Source organism: Pseudomonas sp. PDM16 (genome assembly GCF_014851865.1).
GTDB lineage: Bacteria > Pseudomonadota > Gammaproteobacteria > Pseudomonadales > Pseudomonadaceae > Aquipseudomonas.
On the sequence record NZ_JACVAM010000005.1, the window covers coordinates 378,318 to 400,259 of the forward strand.

General features: G+C 64.2%; 18 protein-coding genes. 15 read left to right on the forward strand and 3 right to left on the reverse strand.

Going from position 1 to position 21,942, the window contains the following annotated elements:
* The first annotated feature begins 29 nt into the window (after nucleotides 1-29).
* The 10 genes from IB234_RS18950 (at nucleotide 30) to IB234_RS18995 (ending at nucleotide 13,004) form a co-directional block, all read left to right on the forward strand.
* Complete coding sequence (locus IB234_RS18950; protein WP_225580680.1) at nucleotides 30-1,259, forward strand: PilZ domain-containing protein; 1,230 nt, start codon at nucleotides 30-32, stop codon at nucleotides 1,257-1,259.
* Nucleotides 1,256-2,626, forward strand: coding sequence for an alginate biosynthesis protein AlgK (locus IB234_RS18955; RefSeq protein WP_192320818.1), 1,371 nt, complete (start codon nucleotides 1,256-1,258; stop codon nucleotides 2,624-2,626). Before IB234_RS18950 ends, IB234_RS18955 begins: the two co-directional genes overlap by 4 nt.
* Nucleotides 2,623-4,041, forward strand: coding sequence for an alginate export family protein (locus tag IB234_RS18960; RefSeq protein WP_192320820.1), 1,419 nt, complete (start codon nucleotides 2,623-2,625; stop codon nucleotides 4,039-4,041). The genes IB234_RS18955 and IB234_RS18960 overlap by 4 nt, the downstream gene beginning before the upstream one ends.
* 10 nt (nucleotides 4,042-4,051) lie before the next feature.
* Entirely contained in the window at nucleotides 4,052-5,587 is a 1,536-nt protein-coding gene (gene algG / locus IB234_RS18965; protein ID WP_192320822.1) for a mannuronan 5-epimerase AlgG, read from the forward strand.
* Nucleotides 5,584-6,996 carry an alginate O-acetyltransferase gene (locus tag IB234_RS18970; RefSeq protein ID WP_192320824.1) on the forward strand — a complete coding sequence of 471 codons (1,413 nt, stop codon included), beginning with the start codon at nucleotides 5,584-5,586 and terminating at the stop codon, nucleotides 6,994-6,996. The genes algG and IB234_RS18970 overlap by 4 nt, the downstream gene beginning before the upstream one ends.
* Nucleotides 6,997-7,035: 39 nt before the next feature.
* Complete coding sequence (locus tag IB234_RS18975) at nucleotides 7,036-8,529, forward strand: MBOAT family O-acyltransferase (protein WP_192320826.1); 1,494 nt, start codon at nucleotides 7,036-7,038, stop codon at nucleotides 8,527-8,529.
* 12 nt (nucleotides 8,530-8,541) lie between these two features.
* Complete coding sequence (locus IB234_RS18980) at nucleotides 8,542-9,696, forward strand: alginate O-acetyltransferase (RefSeq protein ID WP_192320828.1); 1,155 nt, start codon at nucleotides 8,542-8,544, stop codon at nucleotides 9,694-9,696.
* Between the two features lie 17 nt (nucleotides 9,697-9,713).
* Nucleotides 9,714-10,364 (forward strand): alginate O-acetyltransferase AlgF, encoded by a 651-nt coding sequence (locus tag IB234_RS18985; protein ID WP_192320830.1) that lies wholly within the window; start codon nucleotides 9,714-9,716, stop codon nucleotides 10,362-10,364.
* Nucleotides 10,365-10,384: 20 nt separating this feature from the next.
* Nucleotides 10,385-11,482: a mannuronate-specific alginate lyase gene (locus IB234_RS18990; RefSeq protein WP_412547931.1), complete on the forward strand. Its 1,098-nt coding sequence runs from the start codon at nucleotides 10,385-10,387 to the stop codon at nucleotides 11,480-11,482.
* A gap of 79 nt (nucleotides 11,483-11,561) precedes the next feature.
* Nucleotides 11,562-13,004: a mannose-1-phosphate guanylyltransferase/mannose-6-phosphate isomerase gene (locus IB234_RS18995; RefSeq protein ID WP_192321038.1), complete on the forward strand. Its 1,443-nt coding sequence runs from the start codon at nucleotides 11,562-11,564 to the stop codon at nucleotides 13,002-13,004.
* Nucleotides 13,005-13,071: 67 nt separating this feature from the next.
* Here the strand turns inward: IB234_RS18995 and acnA are convergent, their stop codons facing one another.
* Nucleotides 13,072-15,813, reverse strand: coding sequence for an aconitate hydratase AcnA (gene acnA / locus IB234_RS19000; protein WP_192320834.1), 2,742 nt, complete (start codon nucleotides 15,811-15,813; stop codon nucleotides 13,072-13,074).
* Between the two features lie 130 nt (nucleotides 15,814-15,943).
* On the opposite strand from acnA, the gene rlmM reads away from it, so the two are divergent.
* The 3 genes from rlmM to IB234_RS19015 all read left to right on the forward strand — a co-directional run bounded on the left by rlmM (nucleotide 15,944) and on the right by IB234_RS19015 (nucleotide 17,889).
* Entirely contained in the window at nucleotides 15,944-16,993 is a 1,050-nt protein-coding gene (rlmM, locus tag IB234_RS19005) for a 23S rRNA (cytidine(2498)-2'-O)-methyltransferase RlmM (RefSeq protein WP_192320836.1), read from the forward strand.
* A gap of 167 nt (nucleotides 16,994-17,160) precedes the next feature.
* Nucleotides 17,161-17,400 (forward strand): sulfurtransferase TusA, encoded by a 240-nt coding sequence (gene tusA, locus IB234_RS19010; RefSeq protein WP_192320838.1) that lies wholly within the window; start codon nucleotides 17,161-17,163, stop codon nucleotides 17,398-17,400.
* 36 nt (nucleotides 17,401-17,436) lie between these two features.
* Entirely contained in the window at nucleotides 17,437-17,889 is a 453-nt protein-coding gene (locus IB234_RS19015; RefSeq protein WP_192320840.1) for a gamma-glutamylcyclotransferase family protein, read from the forward strand.
* On the opposite strand, the gene IB234_RS19020 is transcribed toward IB234_RS19015, so the two are convergent.
* Nucleotides 17,847-19,253: an MATE family efflux transporter gene (locus IB234_RS19020; protein WP_192320842.1), complete on the reverse strand. Its 1,407-nt coding sequence runs from the start codon at nucleotides 19,251-19,253 to the stop codon at nucleotides 17,847-17,849. The two genes, IB234_RS19015 and IB234_RS19020, sit on opposite strands and share 43 nt — an antisense overlap.
* A 127-nt stretch (nucleotides 19,254-19,380) precedes the next feature.
* Here IB234_RS19020 and pdxB point away from each other — a divergent pair, with 127 nt between their 5' ends.
* The gene (gene pdxB / locus IB234_RS19025) at nucleotides 19,381-20,511 is read left to right on the forward strand and encodes a 4-phosphoerythronate dehydrogenase PdxB (RefSeq protein ID WP_192320844.1); all 1,131 of its coding nucleotides are present in this window, start codon (nucleotides 19,381-19,383) and stop codon (nucleotides 20,509-20,511) included.
* A gap of 23 nt (nucleotides 20,512-20,534) precedes the next feature.
* On the opposite strand, the gene IB234_RS19030 is transcribed toward pdxB, so the two are convergent.
* Nucleotides 20,535-20,711 (reverse strand): PA1571 family protein, encoded by a 177-nt coding sequence (locus IB234_RS19030; RefSeq protein WP_192320846.1) that lies wholly within the window; start codon nucleotides 20,709-20,711, stop codon nucleotides 20,535-20,537.
* Nucleotides 20,712-20,827: 116 nt separating this feature from the next.
* Here IB234_RS19030 and IB234_RS19035 point away from each other — a divergent pair, with 116 nt between their 5' ends.
* Nucleotides 20,828-21,940 carry an ATP-NAD kinase family protein gene (locus tag IB234_RS19035; protein WP_192320848.1) on the forward strand — a complete coding sequence of 371 codons (1,113 nt, stop codon included), beginning with the start codon at nucleotides 20,828-20,830 and terminating at the stop codon, nucleotides 21,938-21,940.
* Nucleotides 21,941-21,942 lie beyond the last annotated feature (2 nt).

Sequence of the window (21,942 nt, forward strand, 5' to 3'; positions counted from 1 at the left end):
CAGAACTCTCGATTGCAAAAGGAACGAACATGAGCGCAGTGATCAGCCCCAGCATCAACAGCAACGTGGTTCATGAAGCCGAAGCTCAGCGCCAGTACGCGCGCCTAAAGCTGCCAGCGAAGATCCGCTACGTCAGCCCGCAAGGACAGGAGCTGGAGGCTCCGCTGCTCGACCTGTCGGTAGGCGGGTTCTCCTTCCATCCGGGCAACAATCTGCTCAGGGAGAACCAGTACTGCCGCGGCAAGCTGATGTTCGAGGTCGAGGGTATCGGCTTCGCCATGGACGTGGAGTTCCAGGTGCGCTCGCTGGAGGGAGGCAAGCGCGCTGGCTGCGAATTCCATCACCTGCGCCCGCGCGAGCAGGCGGCGCTGCGCTACATGATCAGTTCTTTCCTCAGTGGCGAACTGATCAACGTCGGCGACCTGATCAGCACTCTGCAGCGCGACAATTTCACCAAGGCGCGCAAGGGCGGTGACGCCGCACCGGCCGGCCTGTTCGGGCGTATGCGTGCTGTCAGCCTAAGCTTCGGCCTGTTCATGGTCGGGGTGGTCGCCGCCGGTTACGTGGCCTATCAGCTTTACGACATCTATTTCATCACTCATGCCGACTCCGCTCAGGTCGCAGTGCCCGGACAACAGGTCTCGTTGCCTCGCGAGGGTGCCGTACAGGCGCTGGTCAAGGTTGGCGATACCGTGGCCAAGGGCGCTCCGGTCGGCACCTTCTCGTCGAACATGATGGATGTGCTCAAGGGCGTGCTGCCCACGGAGGACCTGACCGAAGACAACCTTCAGCGTCTGTTCGGCAAGACCTTCCAGGGCACGCTGACCAGCCCGTGCGACTGCAGGGTGACCGCGCAACTGGTCGGCGATGGGCAGACCGCCGGCAAGGGCTCCGCGGTGTTCCTGATGTCGCCGGTAGACAGCATCGCTACCGTTGAGGCGCGCTTCCCATACCGAGCCTTCAACGAACTGCAGCCGGGCACCGCAGTGACGTTCATCGTAGCGGGCGAGAAGGAGGAGCGTGCCGGCCATATCGCCACCCTGGCGCTTCAGGACGGCGGCCTGGCCTCGGATATCCGGGTGATGATCCAGCCGGACCAGCCGCTGGCCACCGAATTGGCCAAACGCCCCGTCGATGTTCGCATCCGCCCATTCGGCAATGTCTTCGACAACCGACTGGTCAAGGAAGGTGAGGTGTTGGCGAGCCGGATTCTGCCTGCTTCGCTGACCAGCGAAACCAGCGTGGCGGCCGGCGAATGAACGCCCGGCTGTCTGCGATCACGCTGTGCCTGGCCGCTGCTGGCTGCGCACAGCTGCCCGATCTGGAACTGGCCAAGCAGGCCAGGACTGGCGGCGACCTGAAGGTAGCGGAAGAGAACTTCCGTCCGCTGGCCGAATTGGGATATACCGATGCCGAGTTGGGTCTTGCAGATGTGCTGGTGCAGCAGCCCGATGCGGCCCGCCAAGCGGAAGGAGAGGCCATCTACCGGCGCGCCGCGACAGACTCTCCGATTGCCAGGGTCAAGCTCGGCAAATGGCTGGTGAATAAGCCAGATGCCACACCAGCCGAGCGACAGGAGGCAGTAGAGCTGCTTCGGGAAAGCGTTGCCAGCGGGGATCAGAGTGTCCTCCTGGCGATGGTGCGGCTGCAGCTGGAGGACCCGCAGACCGCGGATTTGGCCGCCGTGGAGCGGCAGCTGACCGAATGGCAAGCCCGCGGCATGCCCCAGGCACGATTGGGCTGGGTGATGCTCTATCGCGCTCGCGGCGACTACGAGGCTCATCTGGACGAGATCCGCTCGTCCTGTGAGGCCTGGCTGTCGGAGGTCAGCGACTGCTACGTCGAGTTGGCCACCGTGTACCGCATCCAGGGCGATGAAGAGGCGGTCCAGGAGCTGGTCTCGCGCATCGAGAGTGATTTCTCCTCGCAGCGTGTCGCCCCTAACCAAGTGAACTCGGTAGCACGTGCGCTGGCGGGTGAGGGCTCCGGACAGCCTCGACCGGAGGAGGCCAAGCAGCTCTACGAAGCCATCGCGCCGCAATGGCCGGATGCCTGGGCCGGCCTCGCCGATCTGACGCGCAACAACCCGCAGCTGGGAGAGAGCGAGCAGGTGGTGGAGTACCTGGAGAAGGGCGTGGAGGCGGGCTCCAGCCGCGCCGCCATCGCTCTCGGTCAGATCTACCTCAACGGCCAGCTGGTGCCGGCCGAGCCGGCCAAGGCCGAGCAGTACCTGCTGACCGCCATCCCGCGCGAGCCCAAGGCACGGATCATCCTGGCCCGCCTGTACCGCGAGGGCAAGTTGGGCCAGGTCCATGCGGACAAGGCTCTGGAGCAGCTGTTGATCGCAGCTCGCGAAGGCAACCCCCAGGCTGACGTGGCCCTGGCCCAGCTGTTCGGCGACGGCCGCGGCATTCGTATCAACCCGGTGTACGCCTACGGCTTCGCCACCCTGGCCAAGGAGCAGGGCATGCCCCAGGCCGACATGTGGATGGAGCGGATGACCCCGCGTCTGCAGCCGGGTGATCTCGAGCGGGTCCGGGCCATGGTGGCCCAGGAAAAGTCCGCCAGAAATGGCCAGCAGTTGACGCAGCACACCCCAAATAATCAGGCACGGGACATGCTATGACCCTCAGCAGATCGCTACTCAGTCTCATCATTGCGGCCGGCGGAACCCTGACCGTCAATGGTGTGCGGGCCGACGAGGCTTCGAGCTTCGACTACGGCATCAATTTCAAGCTTACCGCCCAGTCCATAGAGGACCTGGACCTGGGGACCCGCGATGGCGGTGACTTCAACGGTGTCGGTGCCAGTGCCCGTCCATGGGTCTACGGCTCGCGCGGCGACTGGTCTGGTTATGCGATGGGCGAAGCGTTCGTCGCAACCGATGTGCTGGAGTCCTCTCAGGTCAACAACGACACGCTGGAGGCAACCGATAGCAGAGAGCGCGAGAAGAACTTCCTCGCGTTGCATGAATTGTGGGTGGACTACTCCGGCATCACCTCATACCCAGGCGAGTCGCTGCGCTTCGGCCGCCAGCGCGTTCGTGCCGATGATGGCCTTTGGTGGGATACCAATATCGAGGCGCTGCGCTGGAACTTCGACACCACGCTGCTCAGTGCCCACCTGGCGGTGGCCGAGCGCTTCAGCGACTACCGTACCGACCTCGACGATCTGGCGCCCCAGGACGAAGACCGCCAGCACTTCATGGGTGATATCTCCACCCAGTGGCGCCCAGGCCACTGGGCAGGGCTGAAACTGCACCACAGTCGCGACAACGGCAGCCTGGCCAACCCCGGCGAGCGTGTCGACGATCTGAGCAAGCGCTACACCGGGGACATCACCTGGTTCGGTGCCGAGCTCAACGGCGACTTCTTCAACCCGCGCAGTACCGCGCCCATCAACTACTGGGCCGCTGCCACCCTGATGCGTGGCGATGCCGAGCTATTGCAGACCAGCAGCGCAAGCGGCGAGCGCCTCGCTGTCGGCAGTCGCGACCAGGACCTCGACGGCTGGGCCATCGACCTCGGCCTGCGCTGGAACATCGACGAGAACTGGCGTGTCGGCGGCACCCTGTCGCGTGCCAGTGGCGGGGGCGATGGCGACGATTCCGAGCAGTTCATGCAGACCGATCTGCAGAGCAACCGCGCCCGTTTCACCGGCACCCGATCCACCGTGCATCGCTTCGGTGAGGCCTATCGAGGTGAGCTGAACAACCTGCAGGCCGCCTCGCTGTTCGGTAGCTGGATCATGGACAGGAAATACGACGCCAGCCTTGTCTACCACCGCTTCTGGCGGGTGGATGAGGACCTGGACAGCGCCAGCGGCCTCAACGTCCCGCTCGAGCCCGGTGACAAGGACCTCGGACAGGAGGTCGATCTGGTGCTGACCCGTTATTTCGACCGCTCGGAACTGGGCGCGGTCGAGGCCGACTCGGCCCTGGTTCGTCTGCGTGGTGGCGTGTTCTTCCCCGGGGACGCCTTTGCCAGCGGTACCGACTCCAGCATGCATCGAGTCATGCTCGATGTGATCTGGCGCTACTGAGGAACTATCCATGACCCAGTTAACCAGAACACTGCTTTTCGGCTCCTGCGCCTGGCTGCTTTGTGCGAGTACCGCCCAAGCGGTCAACACCGAGGTATCGCCGTCGGCCTACAAGGTCAGCAGCGCACCTGCCGAGCCACTGAAGATGGATCCTCCGAAACTGCCGGATCTGACGCCGTTCACGCCCGAAGCGGTGCAGCAGAAGATTGTCAGCAAACCGTTGGGAAGCGTCGGTGTGCGACGCATGATCGGTATGGACCAGCTCACCGAGTTCACCGGTGGCGATGAGCGCCTGCGCGAGTGGGTGGGGCGCCAGGGCGGCATGCCCCAGGCGATAGTGGTTGAGGGCGGTTACGTCACGCCCGCCATGCTGGCCAAGGCTCAGCCGAAGTATTTCAACGAGACCGAGCCGGGCGTCTATGTGTTGCGCCTGCCGCTTGTGGTGATGCCCGGTGCGACCCTGCACGTGGACAAGGCAACCAAGGATCTGCGGCTGTCCAAGGACCGCGGAGCCTTCATCATCAATGACGGCAAGCTGTTCGTCACCGACAGTCGGATTACCGCCTGGCGCGAGGCCGAGAACAAGCAGGACTGGTTCGAGAAGAAGGGCGAGTTCCGTCCGTTCATCAATGCCTGGGGTGGAACCGAGACCTACATCGTCAACTCGACGATTTCCAGCCTCGGCTACACCAAGAGCAAGTCTTACGGCTTCTCCATCTCCCAGTACAGCCCGTCGATGCACCCGAAGATGGGACGCGGCCATCCTACCGGGTGGCTGCTCAACTCCATGTTCGATGACATGTGGTACGGCTTCTATTGCTACGAAGCCGACGACGTGGTCATCCGAGGCAATACCTACCGCAATAACCTGGTCTACGGCATCGACCCGCATGATCGCTCGCGCCGCCTGATCATCGCCGAGAACACCGCCTACGGCACTCGCGAGAAGCACGGGATCATCATCTCTCGCGAGGTCAACGACAGCTGGATCTTCAATAACCGCTCATACGACAACCAGCTCTCGGGCATCGTCATCGACCGCAGCAGCGTGAACAACGTCCTCGCCTACAACGAGACGTACCGCAACAAGTCCGACGGAGTGACCATCTACGAGAGCGGCAACAACCTGTTGTGGGGCAACAAGGCCTACAACAACGAGCGCCACGGCATCCGTGTCCGCAACAGCATGAACGTCAAGCTGTACGAGAACCTGGTGGTGACCAACGGCAAGCTGGGTGTTTACGGCCACGTGAAGGATCTCAGCAATACCGACCGCGACCTCCTGCTCGACCCCTTCGAGACCAGCATCTCCATGCTGATCGTCGGCGGCAAGCTGGTCGCCAACGCCTCCGGGCCGATGGGGGTGGACTCGCCCCTGAGTCTGGAGTTGTACCGCGTGGAGATGCTTTCTCCGACCAAGAGCGCTGGCATCACCCTGCCGGGGATTCTCGGTCCCTATCAGGACAAGATCCTCGATCTGATGGTGCGGCAGGGCAAACCCGTGTTGATCGACTACCTCGGCACGGACATGGAGGCCAAACGATGAAAGTATCCCTGAGCGCTCGCAGCAGCCTGGCGCTGGGTCTGCTGCTGTCCGCATCTTCGGCGATGGCAGTGCAGTTTCCCCAGTACGAGATCGAGCTGATCGATGGCCTGTGTCCGGCGGCGGCAAACCCCGGCAGCTACAACACCAAGGAGCTCGACTTCCACAGCACGCTCATCGACGGTCGTGACGGCTGGTTGTTCCGCACCAAGAACGACTTGCGTACCGACATCGGCACCACGCCCGAAGGGTATGCCCAGCTGAAGCGTTTTCGTGACGCTCTCAAGGCGCGTGGTACCGAGCTGCTGATCGTATTCCAACCCACCAAGGGGCTGGTGGTACGCAACAAGCTGACGCCCGAGTGGCATGCCAAGTTCGATTACGAAACCGCCCGAACCAACTACATCAAGACAATCGAAAACTTCCGCAAGGCCGGTATCTGGGCTGCCGACTATTCGCCGTTGTTCGATGAGCAGGGCAAGCAGACCGACTTCTTCTTCAAGGACGACCACCACTGGACCCCTCGTGGCGCCAAGGATGCAGCCAGGCTGACCGCAGAGGTGCTGAAGCAGATACCTGCCTACGCCGACATGCCGAAGAAGGAGTTCGTCACCAAACGTGTGGGCATCCTCGGCAGTCCGGGCAGCTCGGGCGAGGCGGCCGGCAAGATCTGCAACAACACCTACGACACCGAGTACGTTGACCGCTTTGCCACCGAGCCTGCGGACGAAAGCTCCGGCGATAGCCTGTTCGGCGACGAGTCCACTCCGGAGGTGGTGTTGGTCGGCACCAGTAACAGTGGCGTTGCCTACAACTTCGCCGGCTACCTGGAGCAGTACAGCGGCGTGCAGGTGCTGAACATGGCGGTCACCGGCGGCGGCTACGAGAGCGCCATGCTGCAGTTGCTGGCCAGCGAGGAGTTTCAGAAGAAGCCGCCAAAGGTGGTCGTCTGGGAGTTCGCTACCCACTACGACATGTCCCTGCGCGACTTCTACCGCCAGGCCGTGCCCATGGTCGACAACGGTTGCGCCGGCCAGCCCGTACTGCTCACCGGCAAGGCCAAGCTGGGGCCGGGCAGCACCCAGGTGTTCCTCAACGGTACCAGTGGCCTGAAGGAGTTGCGCAGCGCCGACCACATGATCGACCTGCGCTTCAGCGACCCGAGCATCCACGAAACCAAGTCCACCGTCTGGTACTTCAGCGGGCGTAAGGAGCGCTTCGACCTGGAGCAGAGCGACCGCATCGATACCGGCGGTCGTTACCTCTTCGAACTGCGTGATGAAGGCGACTGGCGCGACCTGACCCTGATGGGACTCGAGGTGGACGCACCGGAGAACATGCCCGAAGGGCTCACCGTGGAGGCGACCGTGTGCCGCCGCCACGACGGCAGTCAGCGAGTGGCGAGCAACTGATGCACGCCCTGGGTCAACCTCTTTTCTGGAGAAGCTAGGATGGTTTTCTCGTCCAACGTGTTCCTGTTCCTGTTCCTGCCGCTCTTTCTCGGCCTCTATTACCTGAGCGGGAATCGCCATCGCAATCTGCTGCTGCTGATTGCCAGCTACATCTTCTACGCCTGGTGGCGGGTGGACTTCCTCACCCTGTTCATCGCCGTCACCGTATTCAACTACTGGATCGGTCTGCGCATCGGTGAGGCCGGGGTGCGAACCAAGAAGGCCCAGCGCTGGCTGATAGTCGGCGTGGTGGTCGACCTCTGTGTGCTGGGCTACTTCAAGTACGCCAACTTCGGGGTCGAAAGCTTCAACATGGTGGTCAGCTCGTTCGGCATGGACCCCTTCGTGCTGACCCACATCCTGTTGCCGATCGGCATCTCGTTCTACGTGTTCGAGTCGATCAGCTACATCATCGATGTGTACCGCGGCGATACGCCGGCGACGCATAACCTGATCGACTTCGCGGCCTTCGTGGCGATCTTCCCGCACCTGATCGCCGGCCCGGTGCTGCGCTTCCGCGACCTGGTGGACCAGTTCAACCACCGCACCCACACGGTGGACAAGTTCGCCGAGGGCTGCACGCGCTTCATGCAGGGCTTCATCATGAAGGTGTTCATCGCCGACAGCGTGGCGCCCATCGCCGACCATTGCTTCGCGCTGTCCGACCCGACCACGGGCGAGGCATGGCTGGGCGCGGTGGCCTATACCGCGCAGCTGTACTTCGACTTCGCCGGCTACAGCAGCATGGCCATCGGCCTGGGCCTGATGATGGGCTTCCGCTTCATGGAGAACTTCAATCAGCCCTACATCAGCCAGTCGATCACCGAGTTCTGGCGGCGCTGGCACATCAGCCTGTCCACCTGGCTGCGCGACTACCTCTACATCAGCCTGGGCGGCAATCGCGGCAGTACGTTCTCCACATACCGCAACCTGTTCCTGACCATGCTCCTCGGCGGCCTGTGGCACGGCGCCAACTTCACCTACGTGATCTGGGGGGCGTGGCACGGCATGTGGCTGGCCATCGAGCGCGCGCTTGGCACCGACGCCGCGCCGCGCACCATCAACCCGCTCAAGTGGGCCTTCACCTTCCTGCTGGTGGTGATTGGCTGGGTGATCTTCAGGGCCGAGAACCTCGACGTCGCCTGGCGCATGTACGCGGCCATGTTCGAGTTCTCGGACTGGCGTCTGTCCGATCTCACCCTGGCTCAGCTGACCAGCCTGCAGATCGGCACCCTGGTACTGGCCTACGGTGTGATCGCTTTCTTCGGCATCCGCCAGTTCTACGCCAATCCCCTGGCCAGTCGCGCACCCCAGGCCAAGGCTGGCGAGGAGGGCACCCTGGCACCGCTGGGCGGCGCCACCGCGGTAGCCGCCGGTGTCGCTCCGGCCTATGCGGTGGCGCTTGGGCGGATTCTGGTCCTGCTGCTGTTTGTCGCCTCGGTCCTGAAACTGTCGGCGCAAAGCTTTTCACCCTTCCTGTATTTCCAGTTCTGAGGAGGAGCCGATATGCGCACCATTCACATCCTCTACAGCGGCATCTTCATGCTGACGCTCGTGGCACTGTCGCTGGCCTCCATGCCGAATCTGTTTCGCTTCTCGGCAGCGTCGGAGACCACTTTCCTCAATGGCAAGCTGACCCACGCCATCGAGAAGCACTATGACAAGGGTTTCCCGGTCAAGGAGCTCGGCACCAATGCCTGGGCCGCTCTGGAATATGGGCTGTTCGGCGAAGGACGACCGGGTGTGGTGATCGGCCGTGATGGCTGGCTGTTCACCAGTGAGGAGTTCAAGCCGGCGATCAAGCCGAACCAGGTTGAGGACAACTGGAAGCTGATCAGCGGTGTTCGCGACGAATTGCAACGCCGCGGGATCCAGTTGCAGGTCGTGCTGTTGCCGGCCAAAGCGCGTTTGTACCCGGAATTCGTCGCCGAGCAGCGTCCGGTAGCCCAACAGCAGGCGCTGTACGACCAGGCGCGTGAGCGACTCGACCAGCTCGGCCTGCAGGGCGCCGATTTGTTCGATGTGCTCGAGGATGGCAAATCCCAGGGCCTGGTGTTCCTGCGTACCGATACCCACTGGACCCCGCTGGGCGCCGAGCTGGCCGCCCGCGCCGTGGCTGAAGACCTGCTGCAGCGCAAGCTGTGGCAGCAGGGTGAGCTGAGCTACGACACCCGCAAGGTCGGTAGCGAAACCCATAAGGGAGACCTGCTGAGCTACCTGCCGCTGGACCCGTACTTCGCCGCCATGCAACCAGCCAAGGAGCCGCTGGAGAAACGGCTGACCGAGCAGAGTGGCGAGGGTGGTGGCGACGACCTGTTCGGCGACAGCGCCCCGCAGGTGGCCCTGGTCGGCACCAGCTACAGCGCCAACCCGAAATGGAACTTCGTCGGCGCGTTGCGCCAGGCGTTGGGCTCCGATCTCTACAACTACGCCGAAGACGGCCACGGCCCTCTGGTGCCGATGCTGCGCCTGCTGGCCAAGGGGGAGGAAGAAACCCGTGACCTCAAGCTGGTGCTGTGGGAGGTACCGGAGCGCTACCTGACCCTGTCCAGCGACCTCAGTGAATTCGATCCGCAATGGCTGGCCCAGCTGGGCTCCGGCCAGGAACCGGCCGAGCATCTGGCCGTGAAAGGCTCCGCCAAACCCGTGGCGGCCCAATGAGTACCCACAAAAGGAAGATGACCATGCAAACCACCCTTCGCAAGCTGGCTCTGGGACTGGGCTGCCTGAGCCTCAGCGTCGCAATCAATAGCGCCCATGCCGACGAAGGCGGCCTTTACGGCCCGACCGCGCCGGCCGGCTCGGCCTTCGTCCGGGCCTACAACGCCGGCTCATCGGAGCTTGACCTGAGCCTTGGCTCGGTCAGCATCAAGGACGTTGCGCCGCGCGCCAGCAGTGATTTCTCCTTCCTGCCCGCCGGCAGCTACAGCGCGAGCGCCGCAGGCAAGAACTTGCCGGTGAACCTCAAGGCCAACCAGTACTACACCCTGGTGCAGATGCCCAGCGGTGAGCTGAATCTGGTAGAGGACCCGACCTTCAAGAACCGTCAGAAGGCTCTGGTGCGCATTCAGAACCTGTCCGACACCGCGGTCAGCCTGAAGACTGCCGACGGCAAGACCGAAGTGGTCCCGGCCGTGGCTGGCAAGGCACGTGGCGACCGTGAAATCAATCCGGTCAAGGTGCGCCTGGCTCTGTTCGCCGGTGACAAGAAGGTCAGCGACCTGAACCAGCTGGTGCTTGAGCGTGGCGAAGTGGCCGCTCTGTACGTTACCGGCAGTGGCTCCAGCCTGACCCCGGTGTGGGTGCAGCGCCCGGCGGGCGCCGAGTGATTGGGGAGATGCCAAGGCGTCTGACCCTGACCGCCGCAGTGCTCAGCGCACTGCTGGCGGGCTGCTCGCCCACCGACAATGGCGGGGCGGGCGGGTCTTCGACGCTGGTGGCTCCCACCGGTTACTACCGCGCCGCGCCCGAGGCACAGGGCAAGCCGCGCGAGTGCGAAGTGCCGCCGCCGGCCTACACCGGTGCGCTGGATTTCCCCAGCAAGTACCAGGGCTCGGACAAGGCGCGCGACAAGCTCAACCCGGCCGCAGAGAAACGCTATCTCAAGCTGACCGATGACATGCGTGAGATGGAGAAGGGCGTCAATCGAATGGTGGGTCGCTACTTCAAATATGGTCGCCCGCAGGAAGTGAACTGCACCATGGCCTGGCTGGAGAACTGGGCCGATGCCGGCGCACTGCTCAACGACGAGCACAACCACACCGGCATGTCGGTGCGCAAATGGACACTGGGCAGTCTGGCAGGAGCCTACCTGCAGCTGAAGTTCTCCACCTCGCAGCCACTGGCCTCGCACACCGAGCAGAGCCGCAAGGTGGAGGCCTGGTTCGGCAAGCTCGCCGACAAGGTGGTGAGCGACTGGAATGCGTACCCCAAGGAGCGCAGCAACAACCACAACTACTGGGCGGCCTGGTCGGTGATGGCCAGCGCCGTGATCCTCGATCGGCGCGATCTGTTCGACTGGTCGGTTGAGCAGTACCGGCGCGGCGTCGATCAGATCACCGATGACGGTTACCTGCCACGTGAGCTGGTACGCGAGACCCGTGCGCTGTCCTACCACAACTACAGCGTCGCGCCGCTGCTGATGGTGTCCGCCTTCGCCAACGCCAATGGCCTGGATCTGCGCGGCGAGGATGACGGTGCGCTGCAGCGCCTGATCCACAAGCTGGAGGCAGGCCTGAATGACCCGAAGGTATTCCAAGAAAAAACCGGCTTCGAGCAGCAAGAAGTCGATCTGCAGCAGAGCAGCCGGTTCGCCTGGCTGGAGCCTTACTGCGCGTTGTACCGGTGCTCTAAAGGCACCGATGCGTGGCGGCGTTCCCTCGAGCCACTGAGCACCTACCGGCTCGGTGGTGACCTGACCCAGCTGTTTTCCGGGCAACTGCCTTGAGTTTGGTCCTGATGTACATGCCCGGCCGGGCGAATGCCTGGCACGGGAACAACAGAGACATTGAATGGAGAATGACTACATGATCCCGGTAATCCTCTCTGGTGGTAGCGGCTCGCGCCTCTGGCCGCTGTCCCGCAAGATGTACCCCAAGCAGTTCCTCGCCCTCACCGGTGAGCTATCCCTGTTCCAGCAGACCCTGCAGCGCCTGAGCTTCGATGGCATGCAGAAGCCTACCGTGGTGTGCAACCTCGAGCACCGCTTCATCGTCAACGAGCAGCTCGACAAGATAGGTGTTTCCACCCAGGGCATGTTGCTCGAGCCATTCGGCCGCAACACCGCGCCAGCGGTGGCCATGGCTGCCCTGCAGATGGTCGCCGAGGGGCGTGATGAGCTGATGCTGGTGCTGCCGGCCGACCATGTGATCGACGACGAACTGGCCCTGCGCAAGGCGTTGGAGCTGGCACGCGTCGCCGCCGAGGAGGGAGAGATGGTGCTGTTCGGCATTCCCGCCAACAGCCCGGAAACCGGTTTTGGCTACATCAAGGCAGCGCGTAGCGAGGATGGCGATGACCTAGTGCCGGGTGCATTCCGCGTTCAGCAGTTCGTCGAGAAGCCGGACCATGAGCGTGCTGCCGAATTCGTGCGCAGCGGCGGCTACTACTGGAACAGCGGCATGTTCTTGTTCCGGGCCAGCCGCTACCTGGACGAGTTGCGCAGCCACGAGCCGGATATCTACGACACCTGCGTGCTTGCCATGGAGCGCAGCCAGTCTGCTGCAGGCGTGGTGACCATCGACGCCGGTACTTTCGAGTGCTGCCCGGACAACTCCATCGACTACGCCGTGATGGAGAAGACTACCCGCGCCTGCGTGGTACCTCTGGCCGCCGGCTGGAACGATGTGGGCAGTTGGTCTTCGCTGTGGGACGTGCACGAGAAGGACAGCGACGGCAACGTGCTCAAGGGCGACGTGGTCACTCACTGCAGCCACAACAGCTTCGTGCATGGCACGTCCAAGCTGGTGACCCTGATCGGCATGGACGACGTGGTGGTGGTCGAGACCAAGGACGCGGTCATGATCGCCAACAAGAACGCTGTGCAGGACGTCAAGAAGCTGGTCAACACCCTGGATGCTCAGGGCCGTCAGGAAACCCAGAGTCACTGCGCTGTTTACCGTCCCTGGGGCAGCTATGACTCGGTGGACAACGGTAATCGCCACCAGGTCAAGCACATTACCGTGCGCCCAGGTGCGCAGCTGTCGCTGCAGATGCACCACCACCGCGCCGAGCACTGGATCGTGGTGTCCGGCACCGCTCAGGTGACCTGTGACGACAAGACCTTCCTGCTCACCGAGAACCAGTCGACCTACATCCCGATTGCCTCGGTGCATCGTCTGGCCAACCCCGGCAAGATCCCGCTGGAGATCATCGAGGTGCAGTCCGGCAGCTATCTGGGTGAGGACGATATCGAGCGTCTGGAGGATGTTTACGGTCGCACCCAGGTGCAGTCGGCCACGGTTGGCTGATCGTCAAGCGATGCCTGCGTAATGAAAAAGGGGCGCCTCTGGCGCCCCTTTTTCATGCTTCCGGCAGCTATTCCTTGAGCAACTGGCGCAGCACGTAGTGCAGGATGCCGCCGGCTTTGAAGTACTCCACTTCATTCTGCGTGTCGATGCGGCAGAGCACCTCGACCTTCTGCTGCTTGCCGTCCTCGCTCTGGATATCCAGGGTCAAGGTCATGTGTGGGCGCAACTCGACATTGTCCAGGCCGCTGATGTCGACTTTCTCGCGACCGGTGAGGCCCAGGCTCTTGCGATCCTGGCCGTTCTTGAACTGCAGCGGCAGCACGCCCATGCCCACCAGGTTGGAGCGGTGGATGCGTTCGAAGCTCTCGGCGATCACCGCCTTCACCCCGAGCAGGTTGGTGCCTTTGGCCGCCCAGTCGCGGGACGAGCCGGTGCCGTATTCCTTGCCGGCGAAGATCACCAGCGGCACACCCTCGGCCTGGTAGCGCATGGCCGCATCGTAGATCGCCAGCTTGTCGCCACCGGGCAGGTGCAGGGTGTTGCCACCTTCCTCGCCGCCGAGCATCTCGTTGCGGATGCGGATGTTGGCGAAGGTGCCGCGCATCATCACTTCGTGGTTGCCGCGCCGCGAGCCGTAGGAGTTGAAGTCCACCGGCGCCACGCCGTGCTCGCTCAGGTAACGGCCGGCAGGGCTTTCCTGCTTGATGTTGCCGGCGGGGGAGATGTGGTCGGTGGTCACCGAGTCACCAAGCAGGGCGAGCACCCGGGCATCTTTGATGTCACCGATATGTGGCGGCGCCCCGGCGATGTTCTCGAAGAACGGCGGGTGCTGGATGTAGGTAGAATCCGCTTGCCATTCGTAGGTGGCCGCCTGGGGTACGGAGATGGCCTGCCACTGGGCGTCACCGGCGAACACTTCGGCATACTCGCGACGGAACATGGCGGTATCGACCTTGGCGACCGCCTCGGCGATCTCCTGCTGGCTCGGCCATATGTCGCGCAGGTACACCGGCTGGCCATCCTTGCCGGTGCCGAGCGGGTCCTCTGTGAGGTTGACCCGCACGCTGCCGGCCAGGGCATAGGCCACTACCAGCGGTGGCGAGGCCAGCCAGTTGGTCTTCACCAGCGGGTGCACGCGGCCCTCGAAGTTGCGGTTGCCGGAGAGCACCGAGGCCACCGTCAGGTCGCTCTGCTGGATGGCCTTTTCGATCGGGTCGAGCAGGGGGCCCGAGTTGCCGATGCAGGTGGTGCAGCCATAGCCGACCAGATCGAAACCGAGTTGGTCGAGGTAGGGCGTCAGCCCGGCAGCCTTGAAGTACTCGGTGACCACCTTCGAGCCGGGCGCCAGTGAGCTCTTCACCCAGGGCCTGCGTTGCAGGCCTTTTTCCACCGCCTTCTTCGCCAGCAGCCCGGCGGCCATCATCACGCTCGGGTTGGAGGTGTTGGTGCAGGAGGTGATGGCGGCGATCACCACGGCACCATGCTGCAGCCGATGGGTGACACCTTCATAGTGGTATTCGGCCTCGCCGACCTGGGCCGCATTGCTGACGGCCACGCCACCGCCACCCTCGCTGAGCAGGCGGCCTTCCTCCTGGGCTGGCGGCTTGAGCTGCAGGTCGGTCAGCTCGTCGAAGGCGTGCGGCACGTTGGAAAGCAGTACGCGGTCCTGCGGGCGCTTGGGGCCGGCCAGGCTGGCTTCGACTTCGCCCAGGTCCAGCGCCAGGCTGTCAGTGAATGCCGGTTCGTGGCCGGCCACGCGCCACAGGCCCTGGGTCTTGGCATAGGCCTCCACCAACTGCACGCTGTCTTCCGGGCGACCGGACAGACGCAGGTAACCAAGGGTGATGTCGTCTACGGGGAAGAAGCCGCAGGTAGCACCGTATTCCGGGGCCATGTTGGCGATGGTGGCGCGGTCAGCCAGCGGCAGATCGGCCAGGCCGTCGCCATAGAACTCGACGAATTTGCCCACCACGCCTTTCTTGCGCAGCATCTGGGTGACCGTGAGCACCAGGTCGGTGGCGGTGATGCCTTCGCGCAGCTTGCCGCTGAGCTTGAAGCCGATCACCTCGGGAATCAGCATCGACACCGGCTGGCCGAGCATGGCTGCTTCGGCTTCGATGCCGCCCACGCCCCAGCCGAGCACGCCGAGGCCGTTGACCATGGTGGTGTGCGAGTCGGTACCCACCAATGTGTCGGGGAAGGCGAAGGTGGCGCCGTCTTCATCCTTGGTCCACACGGTGCGCGCCAGGTACTCAAGGTTGACCTGGTGGCAGATACCGGTACCCGGCGGCACCACGCTGAAGTTGGCGAAGGCGTTTTGCCCCCAGCGAAGGAAGGCGTAGCGCTCGCCGTTGCGTTGCATTTCGATGTCGACGTTCTGGGTGAAAGCGGCGGGTGAGGCGTACTTGTCGACCATCACCGAGTGGTCGATCACCAGGTCTACCGGCGACAGCGGGTTGATCTTCTGTGGATCACCACCGGCCTGGGCCATGGCGGCCCGCATGGCCGCCAGGTCGACCACCGCCGGCACGCCGGTGAAGTCCTGCATCAGCACCCGCGCCGGGCGGTACTGGATCTCGTGCTCGGAAGCGCGCTGGCCAAGCCAGGCGACCATGGCCTGGATGTCGGCGGGGCTGACGGTGACGTTGTCCTCGAAGCGCAGCAGGTTTTCCAGCAGCACCTTGAGGGACATGGGCAGTCGGTCGATGTCGCCGAGGCTCTTGGCGGCCTCCGGCAGGCTGTAATAGTGGTAGGTCTTTGCGCCCACCTTCAGTTCACGTCGGCAATTCAGGCTATCCAGGGAGGGCATGAGACAACTCCTGCTCGGTTGAACTTCTGAAACTAGACCGTCGGGCCAGCTCCTGCCACTGGTCTGGACCGGTAGGGCGCGCCTGGGGTTCCCGACTTCGCTATCATGCGCGGCTTGAGGAGAACCACCGATGAACGTTGTATTACTGCACTGCCGCCCCGGTTTCGAAGGCGAAGTCTGCTCCGAGATCAGCGACCATGCCGCGCGGCTGGGTGTGGCCGGCTACGCCAAGGCCAAACCGAACAGCGCCCATGCCGAGTTCACCTGCCTCGAGCCCGGTGGCGCCGAGCGCCTGATGCAGGCCCTGCGCTTCAGCAAGCTGATCTTCCCGCGCCAGTGGGCGCGCGGCGACTACCTGCCGTTGCCGGAGACCGACCGTATCAGCGTGCTGCTGCAGGCGCTGGCCGATTACCCGGTGTGCGGCAACCTGTGGCTGGAAGTGTTCGATACCAACGAGGGCAAGGAGTTGTCGAACTTCTGCAAGAAGTTCGAGGGTCCGCTGCGCAAGGCGCTGGAGAAGGCCGGCAAGCTGGTCGAGGATTCCGGCAAGCCGCGTCTGCTGCTGACCTTCAAGAGCGGCCGCGAGGTGTTTCTCGGCATTGCCGAGGCCGCCAATCAGGCGGTCTGGCCGATGGGCATCCCAAGGCTGAAATTTCCGCGCGAAGCGCCGAGTCGCTCCACCCTCAAGCTGGAGGAGGCCTGGCATACCTTCATCCCGCGCGAGCAATGGGACACGCGCCTGTCGGGCGAGATGACCGGTGTCGACCTGGGTGCTGCGCCCGGCGGTTGGACCTACCAGCTGGTTCGGCGCGGCATGCTGGTGACCGCCATCGACAACGGCCCCATGGCCGAGAGCCTGATGGACACCGGTCTGGTCACCCATCTGATGGCCGACGGTTTCACCTGGAAGCCCAAGCAGCCGGTGAACTGGATGGTCTGCGACATCGTCGAGAAACCGGCGCGCACCACGGCAATGGTCGAGGAGTGGATCGGTGGCGGCCACTGCCGCGAGGCGGTGGTCAACCTCAAGCTGCCGATGAAGCAGCGCTACGCCGAGGTGTGCAAACTGCTGCAGCGCCTGGAAGACGCCTTCGCCGAGCGCAAGATCAAGGTTTCCATCGCCTGCAAGCAGCTTTACCACGACCGCGAGGAAGTTACCTGCCACCTGCGCCGGCTGTAGCGGCCGGCAGGCCAGCAGCGTTGCTAGTTCCCCGCGCTCAGGGTTTCCAAGCTAGCTGTTCCGCTGCTTTGCGGGCCAGTCGTGCTGTTGGTCCGCCGTCTGGCTACCCGTGCTGGGCGCGTCTTGCCCTTTGCGCCACAATAGCCGCCAGTTTTTTGGAGTAGCCCATGTCCCTGCAACCCGACGCCATTCTCGACGCCTGCGGCCTCTACTGCCCGGAGCCGGTGATGATGCTGCACAACAAGGTGCGCGACCTGCCGGCTGGCGGCCTGCTCAAGGTGCTGGCCACCGACCCCTCGACCAAACGCGACATCCCCAAGTTCTGCGTGTTTCTCGGCCACGAGCTGCTGGAGCAGGGCGAGGATGCCGGCACCTATCTCTACTGGATTCGCAAGAAGCTCGATTGATCCATCGATGCCGCGTCGGCACCCAGGGTTCCGCCCATGCCTTACTACTTCGCCTATGGCTCCAACATGAATCCCGCGCGCATGCAGGCCCGTGGGCTGATCGTGGAGGAGATGATGGCGGCTCGCCTGCCGGGCTATGCCCTGAGCTTCAACAAACGCGCCCTCGACCAGCCCGGCCGCGCCTACGCCAATATCCGCCATCAGGCCGGTGGCGTGTTGGAGGGCGTGCTGTATCGCCTGGCGGATGAGCGTGAAATCCTCAAACTGGACGTGTTCGAAGGTACGCCCATCAACTACAGCCGTGAGCGCATGCGAGTCGAGACTGAGCGCGGCGCTATCTCCGCCTGGATCTACATCGCCAACCCGGCCTGGCGCAGCGAAGGGCTGGCGCCGAGCAGCAGCTACCTGGCCCATTTGCTGGCCGGGCGGGAGCTGCTCTCGGTGGGTTACTGGGCGGCGCTGGCCGCCACCGTCTCGCTGGCCGACTGAACGCGAATGTGCCGGCGCGCGCTGCGCTGCAGACGAATGCCGAGCAGCACGGCGGCGCAGGTCAGGCCCACCACCAGACCCTGCCACAGCCCCTTGGGTCCGGAGGGCTCGCCGAACAGGTCGCTCAGGCCCAGTGCATAACCGACCGGCAGGCCGATGCCCCAGTAAGCGAACAGGGTGAAGACCATGGTCGCGCGGGTGTCCTGGTAGCCACGCAGGGCGCCGGCCGCGGTGACCTGGATGGCGTCGGAAAACTGGAACAGCGCCGAATAGACGATCAACCCGCCGGCGATGACGATCACCTCCGGTGCCGAGGTGTAGATCTGTGCGATCTCGTGACGCAGCAGGAACATCAGGCTCGCAGACAGGCAGGCGTAACCCAGCGCCGTGCCCATCGCCACGCCGGCAGAGAAGCGCGCCTCGCGTGGCTGGCCGCGGCCCAGCGCCTGGCCAACCCGCACGGTGGCGGCCATGCCCAGCGAATAGGGAATCATGAACACCAGCGAGCTGAAATTCAGGGCGATCTGGTGGCCGGCCACCACGGTGGCGCCCAGGCCGCCGATCAGCAGGGCGATCACCGAGAAGATGCTCGCCTCGGCGAAGATCGAGATGCCGATTGGTACGCCAATCGAGAGCAGGCGCTGGATCACCGGCCACTGTGGCCGGTCGAAGCGGCGGAACAGGTGGCTGGCCTGGTAGTAAGGGGCGCGGTGTACCCACCAGAGCAGGGCCAGCAGCATCATCCACATGACGATGCCGCTGGCCCAGCCGCAGCCCACGCCGCCCAGCGCCGGCATGCCGAAGTGACCATAGATCAGCACATAGTTGAGCGGGATGTTCAGCAGCAGCCCGCAGATGCCGATGATCATGCTCGGACGGGTGCGACCCAGGCCGTCGCTGAAGCAGCGCAGCACTTGGTAGATGGCGACCGCCGGGAAGCCGAAGGCGATGCCTTGCAGGTAGCGCATGGACATGTCGGTCAGCTCCGGCTCGACCTGCATCAGCTGCAGCACGGGCCTGGCGTTCCACAACAGCACGGAGGCGATGCAGCCGATCACCAGGCCCAGCCACAACGCTTGGCGCACCAGCGGGCCGATCTCTTCCTGTTTTCCACCGCCGAAGCGCTGCGCCACCTTGGGCGTGGTCGCCAGCAGCAGGCCGGTCATCAGCAGGTACACCGGCACCCACAGCGAGTTGCCCAGCGCTACGGCGGCGAGATCCCGTGGGCTGACGCGGCCCGCCATCACGGCATCGACGAAGCCCATGGCGGTGTGGGCCAACTGGGCGATGATGATCGGGGTGGCGAGGGACAGCAGGGCGCGCAGTTCGGCCAGGGCGCGTGCGGGGTGGGAGAGGGCGGGCATGAAAGGTGGTCCGGCGGGAAGAGCGAAGAGGCACGCCAGTTTAGCCCTGTCCCCCAGGTCAGAAAAGCGCGGCTTACCGTGTCGCTCGCCAAACGCCTAGAATGGCGCCTTGTGATTGGAGTGCCCCATGCAGATAGTCGCCGACGAAAACATCCCGCTGCTCGACGAGTTCTTCGCCACTTTCGGCCCGATAAGCCGGTATCCCGGTCGTGCTATCGACCGAGCAGCCCTGGGTGATGCCGAGGTACTGCTGGTGCGCTCGGTGACCAGGGTCGACCGCGCGCTGCTGGAAGGCAGCCAGGTGCGTTTTGTCGGCACCTGCACCATTGGCACCGACCATCTCGACCTCGACTACTTCGCCGAGGCCGGCATTGCCTGGTCCAGTGCTCCCGGCTGCAACGCCCGTGGCGTAGTGGACTACGTGCTCGGCTGTCTGTTGGCGATGGCCGAGACCACGGGTAAACCCTTGAGCGAACGCCGCTACGGCGTGGTGGGCGCCGGTCAGGTGGGTAGTCGACTGGTGGCGGTACTGCGTGGCCTGGGCTGGCAGGTGTCGGTCTGCGATCCACCACGCCAGGCGGCCGAGGGCGGTGATTTCGTCGATCTGGCGACCATCCTGCGCGAGTGCGATGTGATCAGCCTGCACACCCCGCTGGATGCCGGAACGCGCCATTTGCTGAGTGCCGAGCAGCTGTGTGCGCTCAAGCCGGGCGCCTGGCTGATCAATGCCAGTCGGGGGCCGGTGGTGGACAATGCGGCACTCAAGGCGCACCTGCAGGGTGGTGCTGACTTGCGAGTGGCACTGGACGTCTGGGAAGGCGAACCCGTAGCCGATCCTGAACTGGCCGCGCTGTGCCAGATCGCCACTCCGCATATCGCCGGCTACAGCCTGGACGGCAAGCTGCGCGGTACGGCGCAGATCTATCAGGCTTACTGCAAGGCCGTGGGCGTCGAGGAGCAGGTGCAACTGAGCGACCTGCTGCCTCCGGCCTGGCTCGGCGCGATGACCCTGCACGCCGAGGCGAGCCGCGAGTGGACGCTGGCCAGCCTGTGCCGTGCGGTATATGACCCGCGCCGCGACGATGCCGATTTCCGCCGTTCGCTGATAGGCGATGCCGTGCAGCGCAAGGCCGCCTTCGATGCCTTGCGCAAGCACTACCCCTACCGCCGCGAGATCGACGGTCTGGAGATTCGACTGGAGGAAGATGCAGTGGCGCTGGTGCCACTGATCAGAGCGCTGGGTTGTCACCTGTCATGAGCACTGTGCGAGGCGCGAGGAAGTCAGGGCGCCTGTCGAGCGGCCTGCCAGCGTTGTTCCAGTTCGCGGCAGGCCTGTTGGATCATTTGCTCGGTAATTGGGATCTCACGACCCTCGGCGTCGATGATCGAGCCTCCGACCAGATGTTGTGAGTGGTGTGGCGTGACGGGGTGTTGGCTGGCTTGCTGAATGGGGTGCATGACCCGCTCCTTGGCTGACGATGGGCGCAGTCTAGGACGGGCAGATGAACGCGCGGTGACAGCCCCGCGGTATCGATTGATGGGCGCTGCCGGTGCGGCGGCCCCTTGGAGTGGTTATGAGCGTTTTCCATCTGGGCCTGATCATCAACCCGCTGGCCGGCCTCGGCGGCCCGGCCGCGCTCAAGGGCAGCGACGGCGTGGCTGCCGAGGCCCTGGCCCGTGGCGCCGAGCCGCGTGCCGCCGAGCGTACACGCATTACCTTGGAGTGCTTGCGGCCGGTGGCTGAGCGCCTCCAGTTCGTCACCTTTCCCGGCGCGATGGGGGCTGATCTATTGAGCGAGCTGGGCTACGCCCATCGGGTGCTTGGCAGCCTGGGCGAGGGCCCGACCACGGCCGAGGACACCCAGGCCGCGGTGCGTTCGCTGCAGGACGCCGGTTGCGCGCTGATCCTGTTCGCCGGTGGCGATGGCACCGCGCGTGATGTGTGTTCGGCCGTGCGCGAAGACCAACCGGTGCTGGGCATTCCTGCCGGGGTGAAGATCCACTCCGCGGTCTACGCCATCAGCCCACGTGCCGCCGGGCAGATGGCCCTGCGCCTGATTGAGGGCGGCCTGGTGCGTCTGTCCAGCGGCGAAGTGCGCGACATCGACGAAACGGCCCTGCGCGAGGGCAAGGTCGGCGCGCGCCACTACGGCGAGATGTGCGTGCCGGTGGAAGGCGAATTCATGCAGCACGTCAAACAGGGCGGCATGGAGTCCGAAGAACTGGTGCTGGTGGACCTGGCTGACTGGCTGGCCGAGAGCTGGGAAGAGGGCGTGCGCTATGTGTTCGGCCCTGGCTCGACCCTGCATGGCCTGGCGCAGAACCTCAACCTCGAGACCACGCTGCTGGGTGTCGACGTGATCGAGAACGGCGCGGTGATCGCCCGCGATGTGACCGAGGCGCAGCTGTTCGAGTTGATCGACGGCTATCCAGCACGACTGCTGGTTACCGCCATCGGCGGCCAGGGCCATATCATCGGCCGCGGCAACCAGCAGATCAGCCCACGTGTGTTGCGCGCCATCGGCCTGGATCACCTGCGGGTGATCGCCACCAAACGCAAGCTTGGCACTCTGGAAGGTCGTCCGCTGCTGGTCGACAGCGGTGATCCGGCGCTGGACGAGGCTTTCCCTGATGCCGTGCGGGTGTGGGCGGGTTACCGGGAAGAACTGCTGTACCCATTGCATTGAGC

Excerpts from the sequence above, each read along its gene's own strand:
- IB234_RS18950 (WP_225580680.1), top strand. The coding sequence starts at position 30 with ATGAGCGCAGTGATCAGCCCCAGCATCAACAGCAACGTGGTTCATGAA.
- IB234_RS18955 (WP_192320818.1), top strand. The coding sequence starts at position 1,256 with ATGAACGCCCGGCTGTCTGCGATCACGCTGTGCCTGGCCGCTGCTGGC.
- IB234_RS18960 (WP_192320820.1), top strand. The coding sequence starts at position 2,623 with ATGACCCTCAGCAGATCGCTACTCAGTCTCATCATTGCGGCCGGCGGA.
- algG (WP_192320822.1), top strand. The coding sequence starts at position 4,052 with ATGACCCAGTTAACCAGAACACTGCTTTTCGGCTCCTGCGCCTGGCTG.
- IB234_RS18970 (WP_192320824.1), top strand. The coding sequence starts at position 5,584 with ATGAAAGTATCCCTGAGCGCTCGCAGCAGCCTGGCGCTGGGTCTGCTG.
- IB234_RS18975 (WP_192320826.1), top strand. The coding sequence starts at position 7,036 with ATGGTTTTCTCGTCCAACGTGTTCCTGTTCCTGTTCCTGCCGCTCTTT.
- IB234_RS18980 (WP_192320828.1), top strand. The coding sequence starts at position 8,542 with ATGCGCACCATTCACATCCTCTACAGCGGCATCTTCATGCTGACGCTC.
- IB234_RS18985 (WP_192320830.1), top strand. The coding sequence starts at position 9,714 with ATGACCATGCAAACCACCCTTCGCAAGCTGGCTCTGGGACTGGGCTGC.
- IB234_RS18995 (WP_192321038.1), top strand. The coding sequence starts at position 11,562 with ATGATCCCGGTAATCCTCTCTGGTGGTAGCGGCTCGCGCCTCTGGCCG.
- acnA (WP_192320834.1), bottom strand. The coding sequence starts at position 15,813 with ATGCCCTCCCTGGATAGCCTGAATTGCCGACGTGAACTGAAGGTGGGC.
- rlmM (WP_192320836.1), top strand. The coding sequence starts at position 15,944 with ATGAACGTTGTATTACTGCACTGCCGCCCCGGTTTCGAAGGCGAAGTC.
- tusA (WP_192320838.1), top strand. The coding sequence starts at position 17,161 with ATGTCCCTGCAACCCGACGCCATTCTCGACGCCTGCGGCCTCTACTGC.
- IB234_RS19015 (WP_192320840.1), top strand. The coding sequence starts at position 17,437 with ATGCCTTACTACTTCGCCTATGGCTCCAACATGAATCCCGCGCGCATG.
- IB234_RS19020 (WP_192320842.1), bottom strand. The coding sequence starts at position 19,253 with ATGCCCGCCCTCTCCCACCCCGCACGCGCCCTGGCCGAACTGCGCGCC.
- pdxB (WP_192320844.1), top strand. The coding sequence starts at position 19,381 with ATGCAGATAGTCGCCGACGAAAACATCCCGCTGCTCGACGAGTTCTTC.
- IB234_RS19030 (WP_192320846.1), bottom strand. The coding sequence starts at position 20,711 with ATGCACCCCATTCAGCAAGCCAGCCAACACCCCGTCACGCCACACCAC.
- IB234_RS19035 (WP_192320848.1), top strand. The coding sequence starts at position 20,828 with ATGAGCGTTTTCCATCTGGGCCTGATCATCAACCCGCTGGCCGGCCTC.